The organism is Burkholderia sp. E168m23 (assembly GCF_016586125.1).
Taxonomy (GTDB): Bacteria; Pseudomonadota; Gammaproteobacteria; order Burkholderiales; family Burkholderiaceae; genus Burkholderia; species Burkholderia orbicola.
The window spans coordinates 1-2,501 of the sequence record NZ_BCPP01001005.1 but is presented as its reverse complement, the minus strand read 5'-3'; the positions used below and the strand labels follow the sequence as shown (position 1 = coordinate 2,501).

General features: G+C 71.7%; 2 protein-coding genes. Both read left to right on the top strand.

What is annotated here, in order from left to right; all coding sequences use genetic code 11:
• Positions 1 to 83 precede the first annotated feature (83 nt).
• A complete protein-coding gene (locus JMF90_RS33230; protein WP_011548347.1) occupies positions 84 to 875 on the top strand; it encodes a DUF3348 domain-containing protein in 792 nt (263 codons plus the stop codon).
• 10 nt (positions 876 to 885) lie between these two features.
• Positions 886 to 2,501: DUF802 domain-containing protein (locus JMF90_RS33225; protein ID WP_201326013.1), on the top strand; the 1,616-nt coding region annotated here is incomplete at its 3' end.

Below are 2,501 nucleotides of genomic sequence, written 5' to 3'. Positions count from 1 at the left end.
CGCCGAACCGCGCCGCTTCCCCGATTCTGGCGGCCGACCGCCCGACGACGTGTAAACTGCTGCCTTTTTTGACGGTTTGCAGCATGGTGCAAGCATCTCCGCGCCCGGCGTTGAGCGGTCCGACGCTCGTCCGGCTGCTCGCGCGCCTGGCCGATGCCGACGTCGCGGAATCCCGGCAGACGCTGTCCGACCGGCTGAGCCAGTGGCTCGGCTGGACCGACGCGATCACGCTGTCGTCCGCGTTGAATGCGAGCCCGCCGGGTGTCGCGGCCGGCGTGCGCGGCTACGACGCCGAGCGCGACTGCGCGCGCGTGCGCCACGACCTCGCGCAGGCGATCACGGCCACCCAGCGGCCGCGCGCGCGGCGCCGGCCGGGCGACCTGCCGCCGCCGGCCGCCGATACGGCCGATTTCGCGGATTTCCGCCAGCGGTACCTGACCCTCCAGCAGGACATGGAAACGGCGATCGGCCAGTTGCGCGGCCGCCTGCGGGTCGCGCTCGCCGCGCGCTCGTCCGGAATGGCGCGGCTTGCGACGCTCGACACGATCATGGAGCGCGTGCTCGGCGCGCGCGAGCGCAGCCTGCTGTCGGCCATACCCGCGCTGCTCGGCACGCGCTTCGCGCGGCTGCGCGACGCGGAGCGGCAGGCGCTGGCCGAGGCTGAAGCCGTGGCCGCGGCCGCCGCTGCGCCTGACGCCGACGCATCCGCTCTGGCCGATGAGGGCGCGGCGGCCGACACCCCGACCGTCGCGGCGATCGTGCCCGGCGCGTGGCTCGATACGTTTCGCGACGAGATGCACAGCATTCTGCTTGCCGAACTCGAAGTCCGGTTTCAAACGGTAGACGGGCTGCTCGCGGCCCTTCGCACCTGCTAATCAACACGCTATGTCCAGAATTCGCCTTGATCTCGTTGTCTTCGTCGCCGGTCTGCTCGCAGTGGGCTGGATCGGTGCCGGCTATGTCGCGTCGAACCCGCTGGCGGCGGCCGTCACGCTGCTGATCGGCGCGTGCTACGTCGCCGGCGCATGGGAGCTGCTGCGCTACCGGCAGGCGACCGCCACGCTGTCGCACGCGGTCGCCGGCCTGAGCGCGCCGCCCGCGACGCTCGACCCGTGGCTCGACACGCTGCATCCGGGCCTGCGCGGCGCGGTGCGCGCCCGGGTCGAAGGCGCGCGCGTCGCGCTGCCGGGCCCGGCGCTCACGCCTTACCTCGTCGGCCTGCTGGTGCTGCTCGGCATGCTCGGCACGCTGCTCGGGATGGTCGTCACGCTGAAGGGCACGGGCGCCGCGCTCGAGAGCGCGACCGATCTCGATGCGATCCGTGCGTCGCTGATCGCGCCGGTGAAGGGGCTCGGGTTCGCGTTCGGCACGTCGATCGCCGGTGTGGCGACGTCCGCGATGCTCGGGCTGCTGTCCGCGCTCGTGCGCCGCGAGCGGATCGACGCGGCTCAGCAACTCGACGCGAAGATCGCGACGACGCTGCGCGTGCATTCGTCCGCGCACCAGCGCGACGAATCGTTCCGGCTGCTGCAGCGCCAGGCCGACGTGATGCCGGCGCTGGTCGACCGGTTGCAGACGATGATGACGACGCTCGAGGCGCGCAGCGTTGCGTTGCACGATCGTCAGATCGAAAGCCAGCAGGCATTTTTCGACCGGACCGAGCGGGCGTATGCGGGCCTGGCGTCGAACGTCGGCGACGCGCTGAAGGAAAGCGCCGCCGAAAGCGCGCGCGTGGCCGGCGCCGCGCTGCAGCCGGTCGTCGCCGCGACGATGACGGGGCTCGCGCAGGAGATGGCCGCGCTGCGCGACACCGTGACGGGCGCGGTGCAGCGTCAGCTCGACGGGCTGACCGAAGGCTTCGAGAAGACCACTGGCAACGTGACGGCCGTGTGGAACCGGGCGCTCGACGAACAGCGCCGCGCGGGCGACGCGGTCGCGCAGCAGTTGCAGACGACGCTCGGCCAGTTCACCGACACGTTCGCGCAGCGTTCGTCGGATCTGCTCGACGGCGTCGCGACGCGCCTCGAGTCGACCGAAGGCCGCCTGTCGGACGCATGGCGCGAGGCGCTGGCGCGCCAGGAGCAGGTCGGCGAGACGCTGGCCGGCCAGCATGCACGCGCGCTGGGCGAAGCCGCCGCGACGTTCGAACGCCATTCGGCCGCGACGCTCGCCGCGATGCACGAGTCGCACGCGGGTTTGCAGACGCAACTGGCGGCGCGTGATGAAGAACGTCTCGCTGCATGGAACGACTCGCTGGCCGCGATGGCCGCGAAGCTCGGCGACGAGTGGCAGCGTGCGGGCGCGCATAGCGCGGGCCGTCAGCAGGAAATCTGCGACGCGCTTGCGCAAACGACGCGCGATCTCGCCGCCCAGGCGTCGACGTTCGAACAACGCTCGAACGATCTGCTGTCGACGATCCGCGAGTCGCACACCGGTCTGCAGTCGCAACTGGCGGCGCGCGACGAAGAACGTTTGTCGGCATGGAACGAGTCGCTGGCCGC

What these genes read in the sequence shown, in the direction of transcription:
- JMF90_RS33230 (WP_011548347.1), top strand. Translation starts at nt 84, where the DNA reads ATGGTGCAAGCATCTCCGCGCCCGGCGTTGAGCGGTCCGACGCTCGTC.